23 protein-coding genes are annotated in these 25,633 nt (G+C 66.4%); 13 read left to right on the plus strand and 10 right to left on the minus strand.

Annotated elements, in window-relative coordinates; translation table 11 throughout:
- Positions 1-101: 101 nt before the first annotated feature.
- From LOC59_RS12030 to LOC59_RS12055, 6 genes are read left to right on the plus strand one after another with little or no spacing between them, the layout of a single operon-like run.
- Positions 102-1,190: an ABC transporter ATP-binding protein gene (locus LOC59_RS12030; RefSeq protein WP_227895359.1), complete on the plus strand. Its 1,089-nt coding sequence runs from the start codon at positions 102-104 to the stop codon at positions 1,188-1,190.
- Complete coding sequence (locus LOC59_RS12035; protein ID WP_229972183.1) at positions 1,187-2,998, plus strand: ABC transporter permease; 1,812 nt, start codon at positions 1,187-1,189, stop codon at positions 2,996-2,998. Before LOC59_RS12030 ends, LOC59_RS12035 begins: the two co-directional genes overlap by 4 nt.
- 2 nt (positions 2,999-3,000) lie before the next feature.
- Entirely contained in the window at positions 3,001-4,491 is a 1,491-nt protein-coding gene (locus tag LOC59_RS12040; protein WP_229972184.1) for an argininosuccinate lyase, read from the plus strand.
- Positions 4,488-5,423: a carbohydrate kinase family protein gene (locus LOC59_RS12045; protein WP_229972185.1), complete on the plus strand. Its 936-nt coding sequence runs from the start codon at positions 4,488-4,490 to the stop codon at positions 5,421-5,423. Before LOC59_RS12040 ends, LOC59_RS12045 begins: the two co-directional genes overlap by 4 nt.
- Before the next feature lie 11 nt (positions 5,424-5,434).
- Positions 5,435-6,478 (plus strand): amidohydrolase family protein, encoded by a 1,044-nt coding sequence (locus tag LOC59_RS12050; RefSeq protein ID WP_229972186.1) that lies wholly within the window; start codon positions 5,435-5,437, stop codon positions 6,476-6,478.
- Positions 6,475-7,242 carry a glucosamine-6-phosphate deaminase gene (locus tag LOC59_RS12055; RefSeq protein WP_229972187.1) on the plus strand — a complete coding sequence of 256 codons (768 nt, stop codon included), beginning with the start codon at positions 6,475-6,477 and terminating at the stop codon, positions 7,240-7,242. Before LOC59_RS12050 ends, LOC59_RS12055 begins: the two co-directional genes overlap by 4 nt.
- 24 nt (positions 7,243-7,266) lie before the next feature.
- Here the strand turns inward: LOC59_RS12055 and LOC59_RS12060 are convergent, their stop codons facing one another.
- The gene (locus LOC59_RS12060) at positions 7,267-7,641 is read right to left on the minus strand and encodes a VOC family protein (RefSeq protein WP_229972189.1); all 375 of its coding nucleotides are present in this window, start codon (positions 7,639-7,641) and stop codon (positions 7,267-7,269) included.
- 140 nt (positions 7,642-7,781) lie between these two features.
- The gene (locus LOC59_RS12065; protein WP_229972191.1) at positions 7,782-9,260 is read right to left on the minus strand and encodes an aldehyde dehydrogenase family protein; all 1,479 of its coding nucleotides are present in this window, start codon (positions 9,258-9,260) and stop codon (positions 7,782-7,784) included.
- A gap of 161 nt (positions 9,261-9,421) precedes the next feature.
- Here LOC59_RS12065 and LOC59_RS12070 point away from each other — a divergent pair, with 161 nt between their 5' ends.
- From LOC59_RS12070 to LOC59_RS12080, 3 genes are read left to right on the plus strand one after another with little or no spacing between them, the layout of a single operon-like run.
- On the plus strand, positions 9,422-10,291 hold the full coding sequence (locus LOC59_RS12070) for an aldo/keto reductase (protein WP_227916295.1): 870 nt from the start codon (positions 9,422-9,424) through the stop codon (positions 10,289-10,291).
- 47 nt (positions 10,292-10,338) lie between these two features.
- A complete protein-coding gene (locus LOC59_RS12075) occupies positions 10,339-11,040 on the plus strand; it encodes a type 1 glutamine amidotransferase domain-containing protein (protein WP_227916294.1) in 702 nt (233 codons plus the stop codon).
- 28 nt (positions 11,041-11,068) lie between these two features.
- Complete coding sequence (locus LOC59_RS12080) at positions 11,069-11,914, plus strand: SDR family oxidoreductase (protein WP_229972193.1); 846 nt, start codon at positions 11,069-11,071, stop codon at positions 11,912-11,914.
- Between the two features lie 242 nt (positions 11,915-12,156).
- Here LOC59_RS12080 and LOC59_RS12085 read toward each other — a convergent pair whose 3' ends face one another.
- The 7 genes from LOC59_RS12085 to LOC59_RS12115 form a co-directional block, all read right to left on the minus strand.
- Positions 12,157-13,632: an amidase gene (locus LOC59_RS12085; protein ID WP_229972195.1), complete on the minus strand. Its 1,476-nt coding sequence runs from the start codon at positions 13,630-13,632 to the stop codon at positions 12,157-12,159.
- Positions 13,629-14,888 carry a M20 family metallo-hydrolase gene (locus tag LOC59_RS12090; RefSeq protein ID WP_229972197.1) on the minus strand — a complete coding sequence of 420 codons (1,260 nt, stop codon included), beginning with the start codon at positions 14,886-14,888 and terminating at the stop codon, positions 13,629-13,631. Before LOC59_RS12090 ends, LOC59_RS12085 begins: the two co-directional genes overlap by 4 nt.
- 54 nt (positions 14,889-14,942) lie before the next feature.
- Entirely contained in the window at positions 14,943-16,277 is a 1,335-nt protein-coding gene (locus tag LOC59_RS12095) for an MFS transporter (RefSeq protein ID WP_227895372.1), read from the minus strand.
- Positions 16,278-16,608: 331 nt separating this feature from the next.
- Positions 16,609-17,523, minus strand: a complete 915-nt coding sequence (locus tag LOC59_RS12100) for a LysR family transcriptional regulator (RefSeq protein WP_229972199.1) — start codon at positions 17,521-17,523, stop codon at positions 16,609-16,611.
- A 62-nt stretch (positions 17,524-17,585) separates the two neighbouring features.
- Positions 17,586-18,041 (minus strand): DUF3817 domain-containing protein, encoded by a 456-nt coding sequence (locus tag LOC59_RS12105; RefSeq protein WP_227895374.1) that lies wholly within the window; start codon positions 18,039-18,041, stop codon positions 17,586-17,588.
- A 96-nt stretch (positions 18,042-18,137) separates the two neighbouring features.
- Positions 18,138-18,935 carry a nitrilase-related carbon-nitrogen hydrolase gene (locus tag LOC59_RS12110; RefSeq protein WP_227916284.1) on the minus strand — a complete coding sequence of 266 codons (798 nt, stop codon included), beginning with the start codon at positions 18,933-18,935 and terminating at the stop codon, positions 18,138-18,140.
- 18 nt (positions 18,936-18,953) lie between these two features.
- A complete protein-coding gene (locus LOC59_RS12115; RefSeq protein WP_227916281.1) occupies positions 18,954-19,877 on the minus strand; it encodes a DUF5996 family protein in 924 nt (307 codons plus the stop codon).
- 172 nt (positions 19,878-20,049) lie between these two features.
- Between LOC59_RS12115 and LOC59_RS12120 the strand changes: the two genes are divergently transcribed.
- The gene (locus LOC59_RS12120; protein ID WP_227916277.1) at positions 20,050-21,351 is read left to right on the plus strand and encodes a multidrug effflux MFS transporter; all 1,302 of its coding nucleotides are present in this window, start codon (positions 20,050-20,052) and stop codon (positions 21,349-21,351) included.
- On the opposite strand, the gene LOC59_RS12125 is transcribed toward LOC59_RS12120, so the two are convergent.
- On the minus strand, positions 21,348-22,370 hold the full coding sequence (locus tag LOC59_RS12125; RefSeq protein ID WP_227916276.1) for a LacI family DNA-binding transcriptional regulator: 1,023 nt from the start codon (positions 22,368-22,370) through the stop codon (positions 21,348-21,350). The two genes, LOC59_RS12120 and LOC59_RS12125, sit on opposite strands and share 4 nt — an antisense overlap.
- Positions 22,371-22,536: 166 nt before the next feature.
- Between LOC59_RS12125 and LOC59_RS12130 the strand changes: the two genes are divergently transcribed.
- Genes LOC59_RS12130 through LOC59_RS12140 form a run of 3 tightly spaced genes read left to right on the plus strand, consistent with a single transcriptional unit; the run spans position 22,537 to position 25,632 of the window.
- Positions 22,537-23,847 carry an ABC transporter substrate-binding protein gene (locus tag LOC59_RS12130; protein ID WP_227895383.1) on the plus strand — a complete coding sequence of 437 codons (1,311 nt, stop codon included), beginning with the start codon at positions 22,537-22,539 and terminating at the stop codon, positions 23,845-23,847.
- A 12-nt stretch (positions 23,848-23,859) separates the two neighbouring features.
- The gene (locus LOC59_RS12135) at positions 23,860-24,813 is read left to right on the plus strand and encodes a carbohydrate ABC transporter permease (protein WP_227916275.1); all 954 of its coding nucleotides are present in this window, start codon (positions 23,860-23,862) and stop codon (positions 24,811-24,813) included.
- Positions 24,814-25,632: a carbohydrate ABC transporter permease gene (locus LOC59_RS12140; RefSeq protein WP_227895385.1), complete on the plus strand. Its 819-nt coding sequence runs from the start codon at positions 24,814-24,816 to the stop codon at positions 25,630-25,632.
- Position 25,633 lies beyond the last annotated feature (1 nt).

The following is a 25,633-nucleotide window of genomic DNA, read 5'->3' on the forward strand; positions in this document are numbered from 1 at the left end:
CAGCGGCGCCGGGGACAACCCCCCCGGGGCGGGGGGGGGGCGGCGGGGGCCCCCCCCCGCCTCCTGAACCTTCCACCCACTATCCCCTGCGGAGAGCAGCCATGACACGAGTCTTCCTCGAATCGATCGAAAAACGGTACCCGGGTTCCGCGCCTTCTGTGGCAGACCTCAACCTCACCATCGAAGACGGAGAGTTCTTCACCCTTCTGGGCCCGTCCGGGTGCGGCAAGTCCACCACCCTGCGCATGGTTGCGGGGTTCATCCAGCCCTCCCGCGGACGGATCCTCTTTAATGACCGCGACGTCACAAACACTGCCCCCAACCGCCGCGACACCGGCATGGTGTTCCAAAACTACGCCCTGTTCCCGCACATGACCGTGCGTGCCAACGTGGGCTACGGCCTCAGCGTCCGCCGCACCGCCAGGGCTGAGAAGAACAAGCGCGTGGACCGCGCACTGCAGCAGGTTGGCCTTGAGAGCTACGCTGACCGCCGCATCGACATGCTCTCCGGCGGACAGCAGCAGCGTGTGGCGCTGGCACGGGCACTGGTCATCCAGCCTTCGGTGCTGCTGCTTGATGAGCCGCTTTCCAATCTGGATGCCAAGCTGCGCGAGGAAACCCGTGCAGAAATCCGCGGCACCCAGAAGGCTGCAGGAATCACCAGCATCTATGTCACCCATGACCAGGCCGAGGCAATGGCAATGAGCGACCGCGTGGCCATCCTGGAGTCCGGGCGGCTGCACCAGGTTGCCCCGCCCCGGGAGGTTTACCACCGGCCGGCCACGTCCTTCGTGGCACGGTTCATCGGACGTTCCAACGTGTTGGAGTGCACCGTGCTGGAGTCCTCAACCGACACCGTGCATCTCAAGCTGGCCGACGGTTCGGTGCTGCGCGCCCCGCGGGTGGCCGGAACAGTATCCGGCAACGCCGCCGCCGGCGACACGGCAGCGGTGAGCCTGCGCCCTGAATCCTTCACCATGCACACGGACACCGGCGGCCAGAGCCGACCGGGCACGCTGCGGGGCACGGTCAAGACGGCTGAGTTTACCGGTGCCGTCAACGTTTACGAAGTGGACTGGAACGGCAAGGAACTTGTGGTTTCCGTCCCTGACTCAGAGGACCGGGCGCAGCCCGGGGACCGGGTCACCCTGTTCCCGCATCCGGACCGGGTCTGGCTGGTAGCGCCGTGACCGGCCTCGCCGCAAGACTGCGAAACCGCAGCGGAACCACGTCCTCGGACCGGTTCATCTACTGGCTGGCCATTCCCCTGGTCCTGGTCCTGCTGCTGTACATCGTGATTCCGATGTTCGCCACGGCACGCACCAGCGTCGACGGCGGAATGGGCAATTACAGCGGCTTCTTCGGCGGAAACTCCGGCCGGGCGCTGGGCCTCTCCGTAGGCATCTCGGTGGTCTCCGTAATCACCACCGGTGTCATTGGCACGGCGCTGGCCGTGCTCCTGACCCGCTTCGATTTCCCCGGCCGCAACGTGCTGCGGCTGTTCGCGATGCTGCCCATGGCACTGCCGCCGCTGATCGGCGCCGTCTCCTTCTACTTCCTCTACGCCGAGAGCGGGATCCTGCCGCGGTTCCTGGCACAGTACTTCGGCGCCGACCCGGGGGCAGTCTCCGCCAACGGCGTCCTGGGCGTGCTTCTGGTCCACACCATGACCATGTACCCGTACTTCTACCTCGCGGTCTCCTCCGGCCTGGCCGGGTCCGATTCTTCCATGGAAGAAGCCGCCCTGAACCTGGGGGCCAGCCGCTTCACCATGTGGCGCACCGTGCTGCTGCCCATGCTGACCCCGGCCCTGGTTTCCGGCGCCCTGCTGACCTTTATGGTCTCCATGGCTTCCTTTACCGCGCCGCAGTTCTACAACGTGCAGACCCTGACCATGCAGATTGTGGCCTCCCGTACCTCCGGCGCCTACGAACTGGCGGCGGCCCAGTCCACCGTGCTGTCCATCGTCTCCATCCTCTTCCTGCTGGCGATGCGCTGGTACCAGAACCGGCGGGTTCACCGCAGCGCGTCCAAGGGCACCCCGCAGGCCGTGAAGGTCATCCACGGAACGCTCCCCCGGCTCGGCGCAGGCCTCGGCTCCGCCGTCCTGGTGCTGATCCTGATGGCACCGGCAGCCGTGATCGTGCTGCTGGCCTTCACCGTGGACGGCTCCTGGACCGTGCAGATCCTGCCCAGCCAGTACACGTTGGGGAATTTCTCCCGGATCTTCACCGATCCGGCGACCCTGCGTCCCATTCTGGTGAGCAGCCAGATGGCCTTCATCGCCATGATCGCGTGCACCGTGGTCGGTGTTATTGCCTCCTGGGTGGTCACCCGGTGGAAGGGCCCGGGCAAGGGACTGCTGGACGTGATGGTCATGATTCCCTGGGCGCTGCCCGGCACCGTCGTCGGCGTCAACCTGGTGACCGCGTTCGCCAGCCCCTCGCCCTTCAACCTGGGCCAGGTCCTGATCGGTTCGCTGTGGATCCTCCCGGTTGCCTACTTTGTGCGGTTCCTTCCCCTGGTCTTCCGCTCAGCCAACGCCGCCCTGGCCCAGATCGATCCCTCTGTGGAAGAAGCTGCCCGCAACCTCGGTGCCGGCCACTGGCGGGTGCTGCGCACCGTGACAGTGCCGCTGATGTACCGGGGCATCCTTGCCGGCGCCCTGATGGCCTTTATCCAGGGCTTCGGCGAGTACGTGGCCTCCGTGGTGATTTACCCGGCGCGGTTCGCTCCGCTGTCCGTTGAGATCTACAACCGGATCTACTCCAACGAGTTCGGCACCGCCGCGGCGTACGGCACCCTGCAGATGGGCCTGATCCTGATTGTCCTGATCATCTCCCAGCGGCTTGAAAACCCGGGCAGCGGCGGCATCGCCAAGATGCTGCGGCGCCGCCGTCCCACCGGGGAGACACCGCTGGCGGGTCCCATCCCAGCCGCCGCCTCCCCGCTGCCGATTCCCTCTTCCGCCTCCCCCGACCTGAAGCCGGTGAAATAAGCATGAACACCCCCTCCCGTACGCTCCTGACCGACCGCCCGGATCTGTCCGTCTACTGGGACAACCACCTGCGCGACGCGTTCGAGGAAGCTGCCGCGAACATCTACCCGCCCATGGTGGAAGCTTCCCTGGCCCATGTCTGGATGCTCGACGACGAAGGCATCCTTCCGCGGGAGCGTTCCGCCCGGCTGGAGAAGGGCCTGCTGGAACTGTGGGAGCGGATCACCGACGGCCGGCAGGAATACAGCTTCGACGGCTCCGTGGAAGACCCGTACTACTTCATGGAACAGCAGCTCGCCGCAGCCTGCGGCATCTCCACCTCGGAGCTGGACGTTCAGCTGGCCCGCAGCCGCAACGACCTTGACGCCGGGGCCTTCCGGATGGTGCTGCGCCGCCAGATCCTGGACCAGGCGGACCTGGTGCTCCAGAGCGCCGCGGACGCCGCCGAGCTGGCACGCCGGCATGCCGACGCGCTGATCATCGGTTTCACCCATCGGCGTCCTGCCCAGCCCACCACCATCGGCCATGTTCTGGGAGGCCTGGCCGAAGCCCTGCTGAGCCAGGGACGGGAGCTGCTGGACATCTACGCGGAGATGAACGTTTCCCCGCTGGGCTCCGCGGCGTTTACCGGATCCGACGTGCCGATCAACCCGCAGACCGTCGCTGACCTGCTGGGCTTTGAGTCAACGTTCACGTCCAGCTATGAGGCGGTCGCCGGCGCGGAGCACTTTATGCGCCTGGCCGCAGCGCAGGCGCGGATCTGTGCCACCGGCGCACGCTTCTCCCGGGTACTGCTGGAATGGATGACTTTCGGCTGGGTGGCCACCCCGGACGCCTACACCCAGGGCTCCTCGATCATGCCGCAGAAGAAGAACCCGGTGGTGCTGGAACACATGGTGTCCATGGCCGGCGCCGCTGCCGCAGACATGTCCGCCACCTACGCGAACATCAACTCCGGCTGGTACGAGGATTCCAACAACGCCACCACCGATGTGCAGAAGCACCTCTGGCGTGCCTCGGACCGGGTGATCCGGTTTGTGCGCATGCTGGACGGGCTGCTGAACGAATTCACCGTGCTGCGGCTTCCGGACAAGGCGGAGATCGTCCGCTCCGGTGCAACCACCACGTCCGTGGCAGAAGCCCTGGCAGTCGCCGGCGTGCCCTGGCGGGGCGCGCACGACGTCGTCGGGCGGCTGTTCAAGTCCGCTGACCCCACAGCGTGGTCGCGGGAGCAGGTGACCGGGGCCCTGTCCGCCGGGAACATCAGCACGGACCTGGCTGACCTCGTGCTTGCCGCCGGAACTGATCCGGGACGGATCCTGGACCGGCCGCAGGCAGGCAGCCCCGGCATCAAGGCTGTTACTGCCACCGCGGACCGTGCGACGGAAGCCGCCCGTACCCTTGCCGTCCGCGCCGCGGAACTGCGCACCGGCATCGATGCTGCCCGCGCTGCCCTGCTGGAACGCGCGCAGGCCCTGGCGGCCGCGGCATGAGCGGTGCAAAGGCCACCATCACCGTTGCAGGGAACACCAACCTGGACATCATGGTGTCCGGAGCTGCGGCCCTGCCGGAGCCCGGCACGGAAGCGATTGTGCTTGGCATCGACATCCGGCTGGGCGGATCCGCGGGGAACCTCGCCGTGCGCTGTGCCGGGCTGGGACAGCAAACCATCCTGGTCAGCAAGGTCGGAGAAGACGCCTCCACCCGCCTGGTGGAGCAGGAGCTCGCGCTGCCCGGGCTTCAGGCAGTGCTGGTGCGGGACGCCGGGCAGCCCAGCGGCATCACTGTGGCAGTTGAGGCGCCCGGCCGGGACCGTGCCTTCATCTCCTCACTGGGAGCCATGGCTGAACTGACACCGCAGGACGTTCCTGCCGGCGCCCTGAACACCGGCACCCTGGTGCTGGCCGGCTACTTCCTGCTGCCCAAGCTGCGCGGGCAGGCCGCCTGCGAGCTGTTCGCTTCAGCGCATGCGAACGGCGCCCTTACCGTGCTGGACACCGGCTGGCCTTCTGAGGGCTGGACCGAAGATATCCGGGCGGAGGTCCGCAGCGTACTGGGCTCAGTGGACCTGTTCCTGCCAAACAGCGACGAGCTGGCTGGCCTCACCGGGAACCCGGATCCGCGGGCCGCCGCCCTGCTGCTGGCTGAGCAGACCTCCACCATGGTGGCCGCAAAACTGGGGGCCGGCGGTGCCGGCCTTGCCCTGCCGGACGGGACCTGGCTGCACACACCGGCCCGCCCGGTGACACCGGTGGACAGCACCGGCGCCGGGGACGGTTTTAACGCCGCTTTCCTTGCCTGCCTCGCGCGCGGAGATGAACCCGGCCAGGCGCTGGCTGCAGCCGTCCGCTATGCCACCGACCTGGTGGCAACCGCTCCGGACCACCGCGGCGCCGTCGTACTGCCCGAGCCGCTGCCCCTGTAGGAGACCACACCGTGCACGTCGCCCGAATCGGAAACCGCCCTGTGGTGCAGGGCATCTCCATCATCGATTTCCACCTGCATTTCCGGATGCCGTTCGACCCGCTCACCCGGTCCCTGTCCGGCGGCCAGTTCGCTTGTGAGGAATCCGGACCGGCTGCTGCGGCCCGCGCCGCGAAGGTAGCCGGTATGTCCGCCCAGTGGCGGCGCAGCTGGGATTTCGCAGACCCGGAAAGCACAGAACAGGACGCCGGCTGGGAGGCGGAAGCTGACCGCTGGATCACCGAACTGGACGAGCACCACGTTGAGCACGCGGCCTTCGTCACCGCCGGCGGTGACAAGGAGATGGCCGCACTGGTGCAGCACGGCGCCGGGCGATTCCTGGGCCTGGCCGCCATGGCGGATCCTTTTCTCCCCGGGGCCGCCGAAGATTTCCGGCGGGCAGTTCGCGACCACGGGCTGCGCGGGCTGAAGCTGTTTGCCCCGCTGATGTCCTCCCGCATCGATGACCCGGGCGCGGATGCGGTGTGGCGCGTGGCCGCCGAGTACCAGGTTCCCGTGCTGATCCACTTTGGCCACTGCGGCTCTGCCGGAGGTATTGCGCACAACGCGATGATTGAACCCGCCTGGCTGGAAGCCGTGGCCAAACGCCACCCTGATGTGACGTTTGTGGTGCCGCACTTCGGAATCCAGCACGTGCAGCAGGTGCTGTTCCTGATGTGGGCCTGTCCCAACGTGCTGGTGGACACCTCCGGCTCCAACCAGTGGGTGCGGTTCATGGCGCAGAAACTGACCCTGGAGGATGTTTTCCGCCGATTCTACGAAACCCATGGCCCGGAGCGGATCGTCTTCGGCACCGACTCCTCCTGGTTCCCGCGGGGCTACGCCCGGCGTTACCTGGTGGACCAGCTGCGGATCTGCTGGGAGATGGGCATGCCGGCGGCTGACGTACAGCGGATCTTCGGAGCCAATGCGGCCGGGCTGCTCGGACTCGCGGAATGGGCGCCGGCGGATCCCGCTCTGGCCGCCTCGCTCTCCTCGAACGCGGCGCAGGCATGAGCGTTCAGGTGCTTGCCGCCGCGTCCCCCCGGGACCTGGGCCTGGCGGCAGCGGATGTAGTCCTGGCGCGCCTGGCCGCACGCCGAAACCCGGTCCTGGGCATTGCCACCGGATCTTCGCCGCTGCCGCTCTATGAGCAGCTGGCACGCCGGGCCGGGGACCTGTCTCCGCTGCGCGGCTTCGCCCTGGACGAATACCTCGGGCTGCCGCCCGGGCACCCCCAGAGTTACCACGCGGTGGTCCGGCGCGAAGTCATTGATCCGCTGGGCCTGGATCCGGCGGCGGTACGGGTGCCTGACGGCGCGGCGGCGGATCCGGATCTCGCCGCCGACCGCTACGAGGCCGCCATCCGGACCGCAGGCGGCATCGATGTACAGGTGCTGGGGATTGGCAGCAACGGGCATCTGGCGTTCAACGAGCCGGGGTCGGCGCTGGATTCCCGCACCCGGGTCGTGGCGCTGACAGCCAGTACCCGGGAAGCGAATGCCCGGTTCTTCCCGTCGCTGCGGGATGTCCCCACCCACGCGCTGACCCAGGGGCTGGGCACCATCCGTGAGGCCCGGTCGCTGGTCCTCCTGGCCTCAGGGCCCCGCAAGGCACAAGCCATTGCAGCGGCGTTGACGGGCCCGGTCACTCCGGATGTCCCGGCCTCTGTCCTGCAGCTGCATCCTGACGTGACAGTCCTGCTGTCCGGCGGTGCCGAAGCGGCACTGGATCCCGCGGAGTACAGCCTGGTCCGGGCAGCACGCGCCGAGCGGCACTAATTCGGACACACCACGCCTGCCCTCCTACTGGCCAGGAAGGGCAGGCAGTTCCTGCAGCGACCACTGGTTGCCGTCCGGATCACTGAAGTACACGAAGGTACCCCAGTCCAGCGGCGTAATCTCGCTGGTCTCCACGCCGTGGTCCACCAGATGCTGCCGCGCGTCCGCAGCGCTGGGCACAACGATCTGGATCCGCTGGCTGCCGGGGAGCATGTCCGTGGTCCCCTCGCCGATCACCACCGAACAGGCGGAACCGGGCGGGGTCAGCTGGACGAACCTCAGGTTCTCATCGACCCGCTGGTCGAAGTCGTCCGCGAAACCCACCTGGTTCACGTAGAAGTTCTTGGCTGCGTCGACGTCGGACACCGGCACGGGCACGAGTTCTATTTTCCAGTCCATGGCCGCGAGCGTACGCCCTCCCCTTCCCGGGTCCAACCGATTAGCGGACAGGTTCAGTCCGCTAATCGGCCGTCCCATGGCGGTCGGCTGGACTCCCGCCGATTTCCGCCAAAGAAGTATGCGTCATCCCCGGTTTCCCCTCACAGTGCACCCTCATCCAGATGGGCAATGGAACGGGTGTCCTGGAAGGCCCGGACGCCGTGGATTCCCTGTTCGCGGCCCATGCCCGACTGCTTCATTCCGCCGAACGGTGCGCGAAGGTCCAGCCTGGTGGCGCCGTGGTCATTCACCCAGACGTAGCCGCACTCCATCCGGCTGCCAACGGCGTTCGCCCGGGCCGTGTCCTCGGTCCAAACGGACCCGCAAAGGCCCGCCCAGCTGTCGTTGGCGGCGGCCACAGCTTCGTCGTCGCTGTCGAACGCCATGATCGGAATGACGGGCCCGAACTGCTCCTGGGTTACCACCCGCAGCTCCGGGGAGGGGTTGAGGACAAGTGCCGGCTTCAGGAAGTTGCCCTGCCGGATCTCCGGTTCCTCCGGCAGCTGTCCGAACTCGCGGACCTCGGCGCCTGCCTGCCTTGCCTCCTCGATCAGCTCACGCACGAAGGTGCGCTGGGCCGGAGAATGCAGGGGCCCCATGGTGACCCCCTCCTCCAGGCCGTACCCGATGACCACCTTTTCCAGGCGGCTGGAGAGCCCGGCCACCAGTTCCTCCATGCGGGAGCGATGCACATAGATGCGTTTGGCATTCATGCAGATCTGGCCGGTGGTATCGAACACCGCTGCGAACAAGCGGTCGAGGCGGGTCTCGTCGAGCAGCGCATCGTCCAGGATAATTGCTGCGTCATTGCCGCCCAGTTCCAGGGTCACCCGGGTCAACGTCCCGGAGGCTGCTTCCATGATTCGTTTGCCGCCTCCGACGCTTCCGGTGAAACAGACCTTGGCGACGTCGTCGTTCCGGATCAGTCCGGACATTTCCTCGTCCCGGCCGGTGACCACGTTGATCACTCCGGGCGGCAGTTTCTCGGCCACCCTCTGCACAATCCGGGTGGTGGCCAGCGGGGCGGTGGGCGGCGGCTTGACGATCGCGGTGTTGCCGGCGAGCAGCGCGTGGGGCAGGGACGCTCCCAGGATGGCCACGGGCCAGTTGAACGGGACGATCACCGTCACCACGCCCAGCGGCTGATACGTCACACTGGTCCGCACCGGAATCCCCGGAGCAGTTTCGAGGATCTCCTCGCGCTCGACGTCCCCGGCCAGGGCCAGGGCGAGCTGCCAACGAATCTCGAAGACAAGCGCATCAACCCAGCTTTCGCTGACGATCTTGCCGTTTTCACGCGTGAGGATGGCGGCGTCCTCATCCCGCAGGTCGGCTATGCCGGCGATCGCTTCGGCCATCTGCGCCGCCCGCTCCTGCGGGCTCAGCGCAGCCCAAGCCGGGAACGCTGCCTTCGCCGCCTCCACGGCGTCTGTGACGTCCCGGGCAGATGCCGCGGCCGCATAACCTGCAGGCGCCCCGGGCCGGGCCGGGTCAGCGACCTCCAGCATGTCCTCACCGGCCCGCGCCTCACCCCCGATGTAGAGCCCTGTCACCACCTCGGTGGAAGTAGTTTCCGTCATCGCAAACACTCCTTCAGCCATAGCTGTCTTCTCGGTTTCTCCCGGAAACTACAGAATGCACGCCGGATCCCGGCAGCAACAGGGCACAACGTACCTTGATTGCGGCGGAAATATCAGGGTGCTGAGGAATAAGCCCTTGGGGGCACGCTGTTGCCGCCTATATGACCGAGCAGACTGTAGAACCCAATTTGTCCCCGACCATCGACCTCAAGGACCTCGGCACCGTGAACCGCCTGGGCTTCGGCGCCATGCGCATTGTCGGCCCCGGCGTCTGGGGTGAGCCGCAGAGCCGCGGAACCGCCGTCGAGGTGGTGCGCCGCGCCGTCGAACTGGGCGTCGATTTCATTGACACCGCCGATTCCTACGGACCCAACATCAGTGAAGAGATCATTGCCGAGGCGCTCTACCCCTACCCCGAAGGCGTGCGCATCGCGACCAAGGCCGGGTTCGTGCGTACCGGTCCGGACGAATGGATTCCGCTGGGCCGCCCCGAGTACCTTCGCCAGCAGGCCGAGCTGAGCCTGCGCAAACTCAAGGTGGACTCGCTGGACCTGTTCCAGCTGCACCGGATTGACCCGACCGTCGATGCCGAGGAACAGTTTGCCGTGCTGCGGGACCTGCAGCAGGAGGGGAAGGTCAAGGCCCTTGGCCTGTCCCAGGTCAGCGTGGAACAGCTGAAGGCGGCGGAGAAGTACTTCACGGTTTCCACCGTGCAGAACCGCTACAACCTCACCGACCGCTCTTCCGAGGACGTCCTCGAGTACGCCACCGAAAACGGAATCGGCTTCATCCCCTGGGCCCCGGTTTCCGCCGGCGAACTGGCCCGGCCCGGAGGTGTGCTCGACGTTGCCGCCAAGAAGCTTGGAGCCACCACTTCCCAGGTCGCCCTGGCCTGGCTGCTGAAGCGCTCACCGGTCATGATGCCGATTCCAGGCACCGGCTCGGTAGCCCACCTGGAAGAGAACCTGGGCGCCAGGGACCTGGTTCTCGACGACGCGGCTTTCGCCGAGATCGACGCGGCAGCACGCTAGGAGCGGCCGCCCGCTCCCCCGAAAACTCCCCCGAAAGAAGGACCCGCATGAACAACATCCTGATGGTTGTCTCCGCCGCCGATTCGCTCACCATGAAGGACGGATCCGAGCACCCCACCGGCTTCTGGGCCGAGGAACTGGTCGAAGCGCACCGCACCCTCGCCGAGGCCGGGCACCGCATCACGTTCGCCACTCCCGGCGCCAAGGCCCCCACGGTGGACCAGATCAGCCTGCAGCCCGACCAGGCCGGAGGCGAAGAGAAGGCAGCACACCTCACGTCCTACTTGGAGGAACTGCGCCCGGAACTCGAGAAGCCGATGGCGCTGTCCGACGTCGTGCCCCTGGAATACGACGCCGTTGTCATCCCGGGCGGGCACGGCCCAATGGCGGACCTGGCCACGGACTGGGACATGGGACGGATCCTCATCGCCGCGAACGACGCCGGAATGGTTATTGCCCCGTTCTGCCACGGCCCGGCGGCGCTGCTCAGCGCCGAAACCCCCGAGACTGGATTCGCCTTCTCCGGCCGCCGGCTCACGGTGTTCACCAACGAGGAGGAGCTGACCGGCGGCACCGGCGAAAACACACCGTGGATGGTCGCTGACGCCCTGGCCGAGAAGGGCGCCGTGGTCGATTCCGGGCCCGCATGGGAGAGCTTTGTCGTCACCGACGGCAACCTCATCACCGGCCAGAATCCGCAGTCCAGCGTGGACGTGGCCCGCCAGGTCCTCGCCTCCCTGCCGGACTAGCCTGATCAACTGCTGGCAGACTAAAGCCATGACTGTCCTGATTGCCGGTTGCGGCGACCTGGGCACGGAAGCCGGCCTGCGGTTCGCCGCGGCCGGCTTTCCCGTGCTCGGTTGGCGCCGCTCACCCGAGAAGATTCCCGCTCCGCTGAACGGCCAGGCAGCCGACCTCACCGGCACCCTGCCGCAGGTTCCGGCGGACACCGGCGTCGTTGTCATTTCGGTGGCTGCCGCCGAGCGCACCGAGGCCGCGTACCGGGCCGCCTACGTGGACGGCACAGCGAACGTCCTGGATGCCCTGGAGCGCGACGGCGTGCGTCCTCGGCGGATCCTGTTCGTCTCCTCCACAGCGGTGTACGGCGATGCCGGCGGCGGCTGGCTGGATGAGAACTCCCCCACTGCTCCCGCATCGGTGACCGGCGCCGTCATCCGCGAAGCCGAGGACCTGCTGCACTCCCGCCGCCCGGATGCGGTGGTGCTGCGGCTGGCCGGAATCTACGGACCGGGCCGTACCCGGCTGATCGACCAGGTCCGCGCCGGTGCGCCGGATCCCGGGCCGGGACAGCTGACCAACCGGATCCACCGGGATGATGCGGCCGCTGCGATCGTGCACCTGACCACCGCGGTCCCGGAGCCGGCGCCCTTGTATTTGGGGGTCGACGACGAGCCGGCGGAGCAGCGCGACGTGCTTGCCTTCCTCTCCGCCGAGCTGGGCAAACCGCTGCTGGCGCCGCAGGAACCCCGCAGCTCAACCCGCGGAGGCAACCGCCGCCTGTCCAACGCCCGGCTGCGCGGCACGGGCTTCGAGTTCACCTATCCGACGTACCGCGAGGGCTACCGCGCGGTGCTTGCCGGGCAGGGAATCCGGCACGGCTAAAGACTGTCGGGGGTTCCTCCACTTTGGGATTTCCCTACCGGTTTGGGACATTCCTGCCGTGGCGCCGCGCAGGAATGTCCCAAACCGGCAGGGGTGTCCCGAGACGGAGGGATTGGGCCTGCAGGCACAAGCCGGGATGGCGCACGAACATCCCGGGTCCGAACTGCAGCACCAGCCGGTGCGGTATAGCCAGGTATTGCCGGCCCGGAGGACTGGACGCCATAGCCGGCACGGCTGAACGCCTACAGGTCCGGGTACCGCCCCGCCCAGGGCCGCAGCACCTCGATGGCAGCACCCACTCGGAAGACGGATTCCTCCGCAAACGGGTGGCCCACCACCTGCACCCCGGTGGGCACGCCGTCAGCACCAAACCCTGACGGCACCGCCAGGACGGGGCAGCGGTTGGTGATGTTGAACGGCGCCGTGAGATGGCCCTCCCAGTAGTGCTCCAGCCGGGTCCCGGCGACGGTGATGCCGTCGAGGTAATCGGCGTCGGCGGCCAGTGATCCGGCTCCGGAGGTGGGGCAGAGCAGCACGTCGAAACCGTCCATCACGGTTGCCAGCTGCGACTGGATCCGGGCCTCAGTTCCGAGTCCGTCGACCAGCGTCCTGCGTTCCGCCGCGGCCCGCGCGTCAGCCATAAACCGGCGGGTGTAGGGGGCCAGGGTGTCTTCAGACCCCGCAGTGGCCGTTTCCATGGCCGGCCCCAGGATGTGGCCGAAGTGAGTGAAGATCGTGTCGCGGATCTCAGCGCTTGTCCACGGCAGGACCACCTCCTCCACCACAGCTCCCGCTGCCCGCAGGGTTTCGGCAACGGCCCGGGTGTTGGCCTCCACGGCGTCCTCCAGCGGGTAATCCCCGAGCCGCAGGCACAGAGCCACCCGGAGACCGGCAACATTTCCGGTGTCGGGGTACTCCAGCGGCAGGGTTCCCGGTCTGCCGTGGGAGGAGTGGTCGCCCGGGTGCCGGCCGGACATGACGTTGGCCAGCAGGGCCGTGTCCGCAACGGTGCGTGCCATGGGACCGTCGCCGCGGTACCAGTCAGCGGACAGCGGCGCCAGGCCGGGGATCCGGCCGTACGGAGCCTTGTACCCAACCGTTCCGGTAAATGCCGCCGGCAGCCGGGTTGAACCGGCGATGTCCGACGCCGTGGCCAACGGAGCCAGGCCCGCGGCCAGCGCCGCTCCCGCACCGCCGGAGGATCCACCCGGTGACCGCTCAAGATTCCAGGGATTGCGAGTGACGCCCCACATGGGACTGTGGGTCACGGTGGCGCAGCTGAACTCCGGCGACGTACTCCGTGCGTGCACGATTCCTCCCGCGGCCCGGATGCGTTCCACCACGGGGTGGTCGGCCGCTGCCGTCCGCCCGGCATGGGAGAGCAGCCCCTGCGAAAAGCTGCGCCCCGCGAGGGCGTGCTTCTCCTTGGTCACGACGGGCAGCCCGAGCAGCGGCCGGTCAGCAGCACCGGCTTCACCGCGCAGGTATTGCGCTTCCGCGTCCCGGGCCAGCACCATGGCGTCGTCGAACAGAGTCTCGGTGAGGGCATTGACTGACGCGTTCGCGGTGCCCGCGCGCTCAACCACCGCCTGCAGCAGTTCCACCGGGGAGAGCTCCCGGGAGCGGAACAGCTTCAGTGCCGTGACGGCGTCCAAATAGTGCAGCGGCGCCTCCTGCGGAGTCCGGCTACCCGCAGCCTCACCGGTGGGTGTGCTCATGCCGCCGGCCCCGTGGCCTGGTCCGTGAGGGCACCGTGCACCAGCTTCCAGCCCAGTTCGGTGAGGGCGTCCAGTCCGGCAACCATGTCTTCGTCGCGGGTGAATTCGCGTTCGCAGTGCGAGACGCCGTCCACCGAAGGAATGAACAGCATGACCGTGGGGGCAATGCGGTTTAGTGCCACGGAGTCGTGTCCGGCCATGGTCTGGATTCTCCGGATTCCCAGGCCCAGCTCCGCGGCGACCTTCTCCGCCAGTTCCAGACCTTCTTCGGGGTAGTACTGGATGCCGCGGATATCGAAATCGTTCACATTGATGGTGATGTCATGTTCCCGGGCAATAGCGTCGATATCGGCGAGCAGAGAGGCACGGGCCTCGCTGACGATCTCCGGCGACGCCGAGCGGAGGTCTGCGACCAGGTGGACCCGGCGCGCGACGACGATTGGCGAGTTCGGCTCCAGTGTCATCCGGCCTACCGAGGAAACCAGGGCTTCTTCGGTGAACTTCTTCGTCACGTCGTGGACCAGCAAAACCACCTTCGACGCCGCCACCAGGGCATCATGGCGGTCTGCCATGGCAGTTGCCCCGGTGTGCGACTGTTCACCGAGCACTTCAATATCCAGCTTCTGGGTGTACCAGGAGTAGTCGACTGCGCCGAGCGGCAGCTGTTCGCGTTCCAGGATCCGTCCCTGTTCAATGTGGATTTCCGCGTAGCTGGCCACTTCCGGGCGCTGGTCCGTGCCGAGGTAGCCGATTCCGTCCAGGGCCTCCCGGACCGAGATACCGGCGAGGTCGCGGACCTGCAGCATGGCGTCCTCATCCATCAGCCCGGCAAATACGGAACTGCCCATGATGGACGGGGCGAACCGCCCGCCTTCCTCGTTGAACCAGTTGACCACCGCCAGGTTGAAGACCGGTGTTCCACCGCTGGCGGCCAGCCGCTCGGTGATCCGGGAAGCTGCGTGCAGGCCGGCAATCACGCCGTACGCGCCGTCGAACCGTCCGCCCAGCGGCTGGCTGTCCAGGTGTGATCCGACCAGGACGTACGGTGCGCCGGGAACCAGCTCCACCAGCGCGAACATGTTGCCGATCCCGTCCACGCGCACCTCCCAGCCGCGGGCTTCGGCGTAGGCGGCGAACCAGTCCCTGGTCTGCTTGTCTTCCGGGGTTGCTGCTTGCCTGTCGACGCCGTTGGCGGGTGTGGCGCCAATGGCGGCGACGTCGTGGAAATCCTTCAGGAATGCCTGGGATGAAGTCATGGTTCTTTCCTTTGATTCAGGCGGGCTTGGTTCGTGCGGCTGCGCCGGGCGGTGTTAGCCCATGCGTCCGCGGGTTTCCGGAACCCGGGTCAGGGTGAGCAGCAGGAGCACGATCACCGCTGCGGCGCTCATGTAGAAACCGGGCGAGTACGCCACGTCCGTCGCGGCCACCAGTGCGGTGCCGACGAACGGAGCGGTGCCGCCGAAGATGGCGTAGGCGACGTTGTAGCTGATGGCGGCGGAGGTGAAGCGGGTCTTGGTGGTGAAGATTTCCACGAAGAACGTGTAGCAGCCGCCGCCGTAGATGCAGAGCGGGATGACGAAGAGCAGCTGGCCCAGGATGGCCAGTCCCAGCACGCCGCTGGTCACCAGCATGAAGCAGGGAACTGCGAAGACTGCCAGTGCTGCCGAACCGGCGATCAGCATCGGCTTGCGGCCAACCCGGTCGCCGATGATTCCGCCCAGCGGCAGGAGCAGTGCGTAGAACGCCATGGCTGCGGCGTTGGCGAGCAGCGACTGGTCGCGGCTGAGGTTGCCGGTGGTCTGGACGTAGGAGACGAAGTACCCGGAGAGGAAGTAGAAGCCCATGGCGGTCAGGCCCATGACGAAGATGACCTGGAGCATGCGGACCTTGTTGGTGCGGAATGTCTCGCGGATGGGGCTGTATTCCTTGGTCTGGTTCTTGGCCAGGACGGCTTTGAACACTTCGCTTTCCTCGGTCTTGGCCCGGATCCACAGGCCGAACAGGGACAGCGGCAGCGCCAGCAGGAACGGAATGCGCCAGCCCCAGCTCTGGAAGTCGGCCTCGCTCATCGACTGGCTCAGCACCAGGATCAGCGTTCCGGCCACCACGGAAGGCAGCGCCGTGGCGGCGAGGGTGATGTTCAGCCAGAAGCCGCGGCGGTTCGCCGGAGCGTGTTCGAAGACGAACGACGGGGCGCCAACGGATTCGCCGCCGGCCGAGAAGCCCTGGACCAGGCGGCAGAGCACCAGCAGTGCCGGGGCCAGGGCACCGATGGTGGCGTAGGTCGGCAGCAGGCCGATTGCGGCGGTTGCTGCTCCGATGGAGACCAGGGTGATGTACAGGACGCGGCGGCGGCCGATCCGGTCACCGAGGGCTCCGAAGAACAGTCCGCCGAGCGGCCGGATCAGGAACGCGACGCCGAAGGTTGCGAAGGTGGACAGCAGCCCGATGAACGCGCTCTCGCTCGGGAAGAAGAGCTGCGAAAGAACCACTGCTGAGAGCCCGTACAGGGCGAAGTCGTAGAACTCGATGAACTGGCCAACACTGCCGCCGGCCAGGACACGCTTCTGCATGCCGGTGATGCGGGGTTTGGCTGCTTCCGCCGGAGCGGACTGGACACTCGGTGGGGCTTCGTTCGTAGTCATGAATGCCACCGTACGCAAACCGGGTTTAGGCGCCGTTGCCCGCCGTTTCCGGGAAGTAACGTTCGGCTGGCCGTTGTGACGGCAGTATTTCCCACGGCCGGACCGGGGACCGGGAAGTACGTAATGCTGCGGAAACGTGGTTCTTGACTGGCCAACTGCACTCCTGGGGGTCAGTGCCGGGGCGGCGGGCGCATTTTCCGCGTCTTTGCAGGTTGCAGCCTGCCGCTCACCTGCAGGGCAGAGATGATGATGGCTCCACTCTGGTGATCCGCATCACAGATGTCTAGTCGATGTTTCTGAAGTGTTTGATCGATTTTCTCGATGCGAGGAATCAGCTGCCCGCCCCATAGAGGCGGCCGCAGACGGCCTCAAACGCGAGTGCGCGGCGCGTGGGCCGCACTCCACGGGGACGCACCAGCATGACCTCAATACCAGGAACGTCATCGGTGAGCCGCAGCGGAACCACCCGGCCGCCGGCATAGGTCTGGTCGTGATGGAGGCGCTGGTTCAGGACGGAGTAGCCGTGCCCCCGGCCCACGAAGGAGCGCACGGTCTCATACCCGGAGGCCCGGTGGCGGATTTTCGGGCGAACCCCGGCTGCGGCGAACAGGCTCATGAAGTACTCGCGGGTGTGCGGAAGGTCCAGCAGGATCAAAGGCTCGTCTTCGAGCTGCGCCAGGGACACTTCCCCGTCCGGATTCGCCGCCAGGGGATGGTCTGCGGCCACGAGCACGTGAGCGGCGATCCGTTCCACCACCCTGGTGGTAAAGCCTTCATCCAGCCCGAGGCCGTACATTAGCGCGAGTTCGCATTCGCCTTCGAGCAGGGACCGGCGGAGGTATTCCTGGTCACCTTCCAGGAACGAGATCTGCACCTCGGGGTGGGCTGCTTCGAAGGCCTGGAGGATCACCGGCGCACGGAAGGGCGCCAGCGGAGCGAAGACTCCGACGCGCAGTTCACCGCTGAGAACATCCGAGTAGCCGCGGGCAGCTTCGTACAGTGCATCGGCTTCTTCCAGGAACGGTGCCAGGTCCTTGGCGAACTGCCTGCCGGGGGCAGTGAGGCGCATTCCGCGCTGCCGGCCCCGAATGAAAAGCTGGACGTCGAGGTCCTTCTCCAGCTGGGAGATCGCCGCCGACAGCGCCGACTGGGTGACATTGAGTTCACGCGACGCCGCAGTCATGCTCTCCGCTGCTGCAACGGCGGCGAAATACCGCAGCTGAACCAGGGTAAACGGTTTTGCCATGTGCCCATCCTGCCAGCACAGGGATCCGGCTCACGGAGTTGTGACGCCCGGGGGCGGCGGAGCTAGCCCTTGGGAATGGGCGGGCCGAGGTAGAGCAGGATTAGAAAGACGACGGCGACTCCGGCAACGGCAACCAGGGCAGCAGCCACGGGGCGGCGCAGCACAAGTGCCTGAACCTTGTCCACGAAGTTCTTCGGCTCCTCACCGCCCGGACCCAGGCGCCAGCCGCCGTCGAGCAGTCCGCGCTTATCCAGCGACTTCTCGAACGGGATGGTGGCCCAGGGAACGACGGCGAGCGCAACGCCCAGCACGCCGGTAGCCGCCGACCACTTCTGGTTGACCCACACAAACACGGTCACTGCGGCATAGGAGAGGAACACAAAGCCGTGCAGTCCGCCGGCGATGGGCGTGAACGCTTCGTTGCCGAAGGCGTACTTGGCCACCAGGGCCGCGATCAGGAGAGTCCACGTCACGGCCTCGGCAAAGGCCAAGGTGGTGAACAGTTTGCGTGGAGTCATGGAGCTGGGCCACCTTCCGAAGGGCGTTTGCCAACATTATGTCAGCATGTCCCCGCGTGCCCCTAATTCAGGGCGGCCCCTTATTCAGGCTGACCCCTAGCGGTACAACTCCGGACGGATGTCCTGGGCGTAGGTATTGAGCCGCCGCGCCCGCTGGACCTCATCCGGGTGGATGTCCGTCAGCAGCAGCTCCTCCCCGTCCGCAGCCTCTGCCAGCAGCGTTCCGTACGGCGAGGCGATGACGCTGGTGCCGGTGAAGTCCGGACCCGAGTAGTTCGCGTAGGCGATGTACACCCCGTTCTCCAGTGAGCGGGCCGGCACCAGCAGGGTGGAGATCCGTTCCGCGTTATAGGTATGCAGGGGCTGCGGGCCGCCGACGTCCCCGGTGGCGCGAACCGCCGTCGGAATGCACAGCAGGTCAGCGCCTGCCCGTACCGCGGCGCGGGCGTACTCCGGGAACTCGATGTCATAGCGGATCCCCAGCGCCACCCGCAGCCCGCGGAAAAGCGCTGCCCGGGGCACTCCGGCGCCGGGAGTGAAGGCACTGCGTTCCTCGGTGCCGAGCAGGTGTGCCTTCCGGTACCGCAGCAGCTCCGCACCGGTTTCATCAAAGAGCGACGCGGCGATGAAGCGGGTGCCGGCCTCATCCTCCACAGTCGAGGCGACGACGCCGATGCCTTCCTCGTCCGCGATGGCAGCCAGCTGCTTCCGCAGCCCCGCGCCGTCGGACTCCGCCGCACGTGCCGGCGCATAGCCGGTGGCGAAAAGCTCCGGGGTAATGAGAAGGTCAGCTCCGGCTTCAGCGGCGCGGACCGCGGACCGCCGGATCAGTGAGAGATTCTCCTCTAGGGCGCCCACCCGGGATGCTGCCTGCAAAACCCCTATCCGTGGCATTTCCGCTCCCCTCCGTTCCTACCCCCGGGATGATGCGGCCGGATAGGTCAGCGGCTCGGTGATCCAGTCCAGGTCCGCCCACCGGTCCATCCGCTGCACAATCTCGAAGCTGCTCCGGCACATGTCCACCACGGCCTGCTCGGGATCCGGATAGGAGAAGGCGTCCTCCAGGGTGAGGATGAACTCGCTCATCTGCGTCCGAAATTCTGCACGGTCCGGCTTGAGCATGGAGGCGTAGCTCTCGATTCCCGGGATGAAGGGATACGGCATCCCGAAGAACGCCGGCTTGGACATCCTCACGTCGCCGGGCCAGAAACCGTACTCCACGAACTTCTCATCGAAGCAGTTCACCCCGACCATGTCCGTACCGCTGTACGGGGCAGCCTGTCCGGCAAAGACCGAACCGCTGAGGTCCATGGTCCCGAAAAAGAACTCCGGCATGTCCACCTTGCCCCGGAAAGGCGATAGGAACCGGGAGAGGCTCCGGTGGGCGAAGTGCAAGTTCTCCAAATAGGCGGCGACGGCCTCCCGGTCCCAGGAATGGTGCTTGTTGTCCTGTTCGAAGGGAGTCTCGTCGTAGAACTCCTGCGGGGTGGTGTTGATCTCCGTTGCCATGCCGATGTAGTCCAGGGCACTCATGAGCTGGGCGTAGAAGTCCGCGACGCTGAGTCCGTCCTCAATGGGGATCCGGGACCTGCCGCCGTCGGTGTTCTGCACGTCCACATGGTGCTGGCGAAGGTTGAAGTAAATCTCGAAGCTGGATCCGTTGCCCGGGATTATCCCGGTGCCGATACCGTCGATGGTCAGCGGCATGCGCACGTGGCCCCACTCGGGCCTCTTGGTACTGCGCTCGATCTTCACCTTGCCCGCCATTTGCAGGAACAGATGGAGGGTATCGGCGGTGTCCTGCCATTCGGTGTAGTCGAGAATCCGATTTTCCATGGGTTTCGCCTCGAATCGGTGGCTCGGTGCGGCGGGGACTCAGGAGTGCGGGTTGTTTTCCAAGTGTGAAGACCGCCCGGGAGCCGGTCAACGCCCCGGCCTGCTTCTGCGTCCGGGACTATACTGACCATGGCCAGCAGCCCTCACAACCCCTCCCTAGGAGCCTTTCCCGGTGCCCAAATCCCCCACCGCACGCACCTCATCACGTTCCCGCAGCCTGAAGTACATCCTGATGCTCGGCGCCCTGGCTGCCCTGCCTGCGGTTACCACCGACATGTACCTGCCGGCGCTGCCCGCAGTCGCCGAAGACCTTTCAACTACGACGACGGCGGCCCAGTTCACGCTTTCCGGCACCTTGCTGGGAACGGCTGTGGGACAGCTGGTGATCGGACCGCTCTCGGACCGGTTCGGGCGGCGGCTGCCGCTGCTGATCGGCATCTCGATGCACATTGTGACGTCGCTGCTCTGCGCCATTGCGCCCAACATCGGGCTCCTGATCGGCCTGCGGATCATGCAGGGATTCTTCAACGCCGCAGCCTCGGTGGTGGCCATCGCGGTCATCCGCGACCGCTTCACCGGCTCCGCTGCGGCCAAGCTGCTGTCCCGCCTGATGCTGATGATCGGCCTCGCTCCACTGCTGGCCCCGACGCTGGGCCAGGCGGTTGCAGGGATCTGGGCCTGGCGGGCAGTCTTCTACGCCCTCGCGCTGATCGGTGTGATCCTGGTGGTGATCGTCTGGCGCTGGATGCCGGAAACCCTTCCGCCCGAACGCCGCCTGCCCAAGAAGGTGAAGGGTGCCGCAAAAACCGGTGAACCCGGCGGCTACCGGATCCTGCTGCGCGACCGCCGCTTCCTCGCTTTCGCCGTCATTCCCGGCCTGTCGATGGGCATCATCATGAGCTACGTGGTGGGTTCCCCGTTCGTGATGCAGGAGCAGTACGGTCTCTCCCCCGCGACGTTCGCGCTCATCTTCGCGGTCAACGGCGTCGCCATGGTGATTTCCTCCCAGGTGAACGCTTCCCTGCTCAACCGCTTCCCCTCCGCGGGAATCCTGCGCGTCGCTGCGCCGGTACTGCTGCTGCTGGCCGTGATCCTGCCGATCATCATTGCCACCGGTTTCGGCGGTGTGATCGGCCTGGTGGCCGGCCTGTGGCTGGTCCTGGGCATGCTGGGCTTCACCCTTTCCAACGCGACCTCCCTCGCCCTGGACGGTTACGGGCACATGGCCGGAACGGCAGCCGCACTGCTGGGCTGCCTGCAAGTGGGACTGGCCGGGCTGATCAGTCCGCTGGTTGGCGTCTTTGGCGGCACAGCGCTGTCGATGGCAGGGGTGATCATCGGCTGCGCCGCGGCCATCAACCTGATCCTGGCAACGACGCCGGCCTACCGCCGCCGGGGCCTGCGGCTGGGCACCTCCCCGAACGGGACCGAGCCCGGGGACCCGACCACACAAGCCAGCGGAACCGCGGGCTAGCCAGCCGGAGGCGCTGCGGTGCTCTGCCGGATCACCAGCGAGGTCGAGAGGTCCAGGCGCGTGTTCTTGGGCTGTTCGCCGTCGCGCAGCATCAGCACCATCCGCGCCGCTTCCTCGGCCATTTCGATCAACGGCTGATGCACGGTGGTGAGCGCGGGCGAGGACCAGCGGGCCACCTGCAGGTCGTCGTAGCCAACTATCGAGAGCTCGTCCGGAACGCTGATGCCCAGCTGCCGGGCCGCGTCCAGGACACCCAGGGCCTGCAGGTCGCTGCCGGCAAACACCGCGGTGGGACGGTCCGGCTGGGCGAGCAGCTCGAGCGCATGGTCCCGGCCGCCGTCGACGTGGAAGTTTCCGTAACGCACCAGCGCAGGATCAAACGGGAGCCCGGCTGTATTCAGGGCCGACCGGTAGCCGTCGATCCGGGCGAGGGAGCACATCAGGTCCTCCGGTCCGGTAATGGCAGCAATCCGCTGATGGCCCAGGTCGATCAGGTGGCGGGTTGCCATCATGCCCCCGGCCCAGTTTGCAGACCCCACGGAAGGAACATCCGGAGCCGGGTCCCCCGCTGGGTCGATGATCGCGAACGGTATGCCGCGGGACTCGAGCAGCCGGCGCGATTCGTGTGCCAGGTCAGCAAAGACCAGTACGACGCCGGCCGGGCGCCGCGCGATGACACCCTCCACCCACTCCGGCCCGGGCGAGTGGCGGGTGCCGCTTTCGGTGAGCACCACGCTCAGTCCGTGTTCGCGGGCCACGTTCTCCACACCCCGGATGATTTCCAGCGCCCAGGCACTCTCCAGTTCATGGAACACCAGCTCCAGCAGCCCTGACTTGGAACTGCGGCTCGCCCGCCGCTGATACCCGTGCCCGTCCAGCAGGGCCTCAACTTTCGTGCGGGTTTTCCGCGAAACATCGGCCCGGCCGTTCAGGACTTTCGAGATTGTCGAGAGCGAAACCTCCGCCTCCGCCGCCAGCTCCGCGAGCGTGACGCGCCCTGCTGCAGGCGTTTGTGCCATCTGTTTCTCCTCCACACGAAAGGCCGCCGGCGTGAAGACGCAGCAATTAAGTGTTGCGGATCACATCCCTGCATCCTAAGCTAGCCGCATTCCAGAACTTTCGGCAAGTGTTTCGAAACTTTCGGAACACCGCTTCCCGGGAGAACTTCCAGTGAGGAGCAGTTCAATGAGGAACAACCGCAGCTGGCTGAAACCAGCTACCGCAGCCGCGGGTGCGCTGGCACTCGGCATGTCCATGGCCGCCTGTTCAAACAGCGGAGAATCCGCTGCCGGCAACCGGCCCGAAAACGAAATCCACGTCCTGGTCTACGGAGACGCCGGCAACGATGTTGAACGGGCCATGGTGGACAAGTTCAACGAAACCTCTGACGTGAAGGTTGTCCTGGACACCATTCCCGGGGCCGACTACCAGCAGAAACTCCAGACCGTCATCGACACGGACTCCGCCCCGGACGTGTTCTTCAACTGGGGCGGCGGATCCATCACCGACTACGTGGACGCGGGCCTGCTGATGCCGCTGGACGACTTCATCGAGGAGGATCCGCAGCTCAAGGACGCGTTCCTGCCCTCGGTCTTCGATACCGCTGTGGTGGATGGCCAGGCATACGGCATTCCAATGCGCGGCACCCAGCCGGTGATGCTCTTCAGCAACGAAGAGGTCCTGGCCAGCGCCGGCGTCGACGGTGCTCCGGAAACGTGGGAGGACCTGCTGGACGCGGTGGAGAAGCTGAAGGCGGCCGGGGTCACCCCGATCGCACTGGGCGGGGCGGACGAGTGGCCCACCCTGATGTGGGTTGAGTATGTGTATGACCGCGTAGCCGGACCGGAACTCTTTGAAAGCGCCCTGGCCGGAGACACCGAGGTCTGGGACTCCGACGAAAGCCGGGAAGCTTTGGGCATGCTGCGCGAGCTGGTGGACACCGGTGCTTTTGGCACCAACTTCCAGTCCGTGAAGTTCACCGACGGCGGCTCCCCGTCGCTGCTCTCCAGCGGCCAGGCGGGCTTTGAGCTGATGGGCTCCTGGGCGTACTCAACACACCAGGATGCCGCTCCGGAATTCGTGGAGGCAGGCCTCCTGGGCTACAGCGAGTTCCCGACCATCGACGGCGGCAAGGGCGACCCGGCCAACCTGGTGGGCAACACCAACAACTTCTACTCCGTCCTGGCGAACACCCGGTACCCGGAAACCGTCCGCGACTTCCTGAAGCTGATGTACTCGGACGAATTCGTCCAGGAGCACGTGGCCATCGGCAACCTGCCCACCACCACCAACACGGAGCAGTTCCTGGACCAGTCCGCTGATCCGGACTACGCCCGCTTCCAGTACGGACTGGTGGAGCAGGCACCGGCATTCCAGCTTTCCTGGGACCAGGCCTACCCACCCTCGGCCACCCCGGCCATCCACGGCGCCATGTCCGACTTCTTCAGCGGCCGGATCGATGAAGACGGCTTCATTGCCGCCATGCAGGGTCTCTAGGAACTCCTCCTTATGACTGCGCTGCTTCCTCCCAAGCCGCCGGCGCTGCCGGACGGATCCGAACGGGTCCGTCCGGCAGCCGCCGGCCGCTCGGCCCGCACACCCCGCCCCGGGCTGGCCTGGACCCTGCCGGCCACGGTGTTCTTCCTGCTGTTCGCAGTGATCCCGCTGATCGCCGTCGTTGTCCTGTCCTTCATGAGCTGGCGCGGCATCGGCGAGCCTAAGTTCGTCGGCACGGAGAACTGGCAGGAACTCGCCGGAGACCCGGTGATGCTCAAAAGCCTCTGGCTTTCCCTGCTCTTCATAGTCCTCGGTGTTGCCACCCAGACGCCGGTGAGCATGCTGCTGGGTGTCTGGGCTGCCGGACCGCAGCGCAACCGGGCGATCCTCAGCGCCATCTACTTCGTTCCGCTGCTGCTCTCCTCGGCCGCTATTTCGGTGCTGTGGCGGGCGCTGCTGGACCCCAACTTCGGAGTGCCGTCACAGTTCCGCTGGCTCTTCGGCGACGGCAACCTTTTCGGCCACCAGGCCACTGCGATCGGCGTCATCATCTTCGTGAGCATGTGGCAGTTCACGCCGTTCCACACACTGATCTACCAGGGCGCCGCGCGGGCTATTCCACAGGTGCTCTACCAGGCAGCGGAGATCGACGGCGCGGGACGGGCACGGACCTTCTTCAGCATCACGCTCCCCCAGCTGCGCAACTCCATCATCACTTCGGTGATCCTGATGGTGGTGGGCGGGCTGACCACCTTCGAGACGGTGCTGATCCTCACCAACGGAGGGCCGGGCACGGACACCACCATCACGGCCTTCTACATGTTCGAGCAGGCCTTCCGCCGCTTCGACTTCGGCATTGGCGCCGCCGTGGCCCTGGTGCTCGTGGTCGTAGCCACCACCATCTCGCTGATCATGGTCAAGGTCTCCGGCTACGACAAAATGCGCAGCACCATGGAAGGGGTCTAGATGCGCACGCGCCCCAATTACATTGCCGGAGCAGCCGCCGTCGTCTGGCTCCTGATCGTTGCCCTTCCGCTGTACGTCATGATTGCCGCCAGCGTGCAGACCCGCAGCGGCTTCAGCGCCGGCGGCCCGCTCTCCTTCCCCACCAGCTTCACGCTGGAGAACTACGTCGGGGTCTTCCAGAGCGGGTTCGGGCTGTACTTCCTGAACACCCTGATCGTCACGGGCGGCGTGGTGGGAATCGTGCTGCTGGTGGTGCCGCCGCTGGCCTACGCGATTGTGCGCAACCAGTCCCGCACCACCACCGTGATCTTCCGGTTCTTCCTGCTGGGCCTGGCGATTCCGGTCCAGGCGGTGATTGTTCCGATGTTCTACCTGATCAATACGGTGGGACTCTACGACACCCTCCTGGGCATCATCCTGCCCACCGCGGCGTTCGCCCTGCCGATCTGCACGCTGATTCTCTCCGGAACCATGCGGGACATCACTCCTGAGCTGTACGAGGCCATGGCCGTTGACGGCGCCGGAACCTGGCGGACCTTCGTGCGGCTGGTGCTGCCGCTGTCCAAGCCGGGGATCTCCACGATCGCCGTGTTCGCCGCGCTACAGGGCTGGAACGGCTTCCTGCTGCCGCTGATCCTGACCCAGTCGGAATCGACCCGGGTCATCACCCTTGGCCTCTTCAACTTCCAGACCCAGTACGGAATCAACGTCCCCGGCATCCTCGCCGCGGTGATGCTCTCCATGATTCCCGTGCTGCTGGTGTACCTCTTCGCGCGCCGCGCACTAGTCCAGGGCCTCATGGGCGCTGGCGGAAAGTGAC

Origin of the sequence: Arthrobacter sp. zg-Y916 (genome assembly GCF_020907385.1) — a bacterium.
Taxonomy (GTDB): domain Bacteria; phylum Actinomycetota; class Actinomycetes; order Actinomycetales; family Micrococcaceae; genus Arthrobacter_B; species Arthrobacter_B caoxuetaonis.

What these genes read in the sequence shown, in the direction of transcription:
- LOC59_RS12030 (WP_227895359.1), top strand. Translation starts at nt 102, where the DNA reads ATGACACGAGTCTTCCTCGAATCGATCGAAAAACGGTACCCGGGTTCC.
- LOC59_RS12040 (WP_229972184.1), top strand. Translation starts at nt 3,001, where the DNA reads ATGAACACCCCCTCCCGTACGCTCCTGACCGACCGCCCGGATCTGTCC.
- LOC59_RS12045 (WP_229972185.1), top strand. Translation starts at nt 4,488, where the DNA reads ATGAGCGGTGCAAAGGCCACCATCACCGTTGCAGGGAACACCAACCTG.
- LOC59_RS12055 (WP_229972187.1), top strand. Translation starts at nt 6,475, where the DNA reads ATGAGCGTTCAGGTGCTTGCCGCCGCGTCCCCCCGGGACCTGGGCCTG.
- LOC59_RS12060 (WP_229972189.1), bottom strand. Translation starts at nt 7,641, where the DNA reads ATGGACTGGAAAATAGAACTCGTGCCCGTGCCGGTGTCCGACGTCGAC.
- LOC59_RS12065 (WP_229972191.1), bottom strand. Translation starts at nt 9,260, where the DNA reads ATGACGGAAACTACTTCCACCGAGGTGGTGACAGGGCTCTACATCGGG.
- LOC59_RS12070 (WP_227916295.1), top strand. Translation starts at nt 9,422, where the DNA reads ATGACCGAGCAGACTGTAGAACCCAATTTGTCCCCGACCATCGACCTC.
- LOC59_RS12075 (WP_227916294.1), top strand. Translation starts at nt 10,339, where the DNA reads ATGAACAACATCCTGATGGTTGTCTCCGCCGCCGATTCGCTCACCATG.
- LOC59_RS12080 (WP_229972193.1), top strand. Translation starts at nt 11,069, where the DNA reads ATGACTGTCCTGATTGCCGGTTGCGGCGACCTGGGCACGGAAGCCGGC.
- LOC59_RS12085 (WP_229972195.1), bottom strand. Translation starts at nt 13,632, where the DNA reads ATGAGCACACCCACCGGTGAGGCTGCGGGTAGCCGGACTCCGCAGGAG.
- LOC59_RS12090 (WP_229972197.1), bottom strand. Translation starts at nt 14,888, where the DNA reads ATGACTTCATCCCAGGCATTCCTGAAGGATTTCCACGACGTCGCCGCC.
- LOC59_RS12095 (WP_227895372.1), bottom strand. Translation starts at nt 16,277, where the DNA reads ATGACTACGAACGAAGCCCCACCGAGTGTCCAGTCCGCTCCGGCGGAA.
- LOC59_RS12100 (WP_229972199.1), bottom strand. Translation starts at nt 17,523, where the DNA reads ATGGCAAAACCGTTTACCCTGGTTCAGCTGCGGTATTTCGCCGCCGTT.
- LOC59_RS12105 (WP_227895374.1), bottom strand. Translation starts at nt 18,041, where the DNA reads ATGACTCCACGCAAACTGTTCACCACCTTGGCCTTTGCCGAGGCCGTG.
- LOC59_RS12110 (WP_227916284.1), bottom strand. Translation starts at nt 18,935, where the DNA reads ATGCCACGGATAGGGGTTTTGCAGGCAGCATCCCGGGTGGGCGCCCTA.
- LOC59_RS12115 (WP_227916281.1), bottom strand. Translation starts at nt 19,877, where the DNA reads ATGGAAAATCGGATTCTCGACTACACCGAATGGCAGGACACCGCCGAT.
- LOC59_RS12125 (WP_227916276.1), bottom strand. Translation starts at nt 22,370, where the DNA reads ATGGCACAAACGCCTGCAGCAGGGCGCGTCACGCTCGCGGAGCTGGCG.
- LOC59_RS12130 (WP_227895383.1), top strand. Translation starts at nt 22,537, where the DNA reads ATGAGGAACAACCGCAGCTGGCTGAAACCAGCTACCGCAGCCGCGGGT.
- LOC59_RS12135 (WP_227916275.1), top strand. Translation starts at nt 23,860, where the DNA reads ATGACTGCGCTGCTTCCTCCCAAGCCGCCGGCGCTGCCGGACGGATCC.
- LOC59_RS12140 (WP_227895385.1), top strand. Translation starts at nt 24,814, where the DNA reads ATGCGCACGCGCCCCAATTACATTGCCGGAGCAGCCGCCGTCGTCTGG.